The following is a 420-nucleotide window of genomic DNA, read 5'->3' on the forward strand; positions in this document are numbered from 1 at the left end:
TTATGCATTTTTATGGATTCATACTTTCCATTATTTTTTTATTTAGCTCTTGGAATGATTTTACAAGTGCATCACATGCTTCCTTCGATGCCCCACACCGTACTGACATAGCTATATGAATAGCCCCCTCACGCTCTATTACCCTCCTTTCGACATATGCTGGATGCGCATCATGATTTTTTGGGGTAAAGCTAAACATAACACCTTGATTTGACGAAGCAATAACCCAGCCATCCTGCTCCTGAACACTAAAGGATTTGTCGTTTTTTAGATCTTCAAGTGTTTGCTCAACACTTTTTCCTTCTGCATTAAACCCGTCATACCCCAGATCATCGCTATAGGAATATGATGTGAATAGAGTCAATAAAATCGTGGCAATGATGTATTTCATAAGTGTTTTTCATTCTTGTGCATAACGCC

1 protein-coding gene is annotated in these 420 nt (G+C 38.6%); it reads right to left on the minus strand.

Annotated elements, in window-relative coordinates:
• Positions 1-10 precede the first annotated feature (10 nt).
• A complete protein-coding gene (locus H5163_RS21100; protein WP_182735901.1) occupies positions 11-391 on the minus strand; it encodes a molecular chaperone DnaJ in 381 nt (126 codons plus the stop codon).
• Positions 392-420 lie beyond the last annotated feature (29 nt).

It is taken from the genome of Pseudoalteromonas sp. SG44-8, from assembly GCF_014164125.1.
Classification (GTDB): Bacteria; Pseudomonadota; Gammaproteobacteria; order Enterobacterales; family Alteromonadaceae; genus Pseudoalteromonas; species Pseudoalteromonas rhizosphaerae.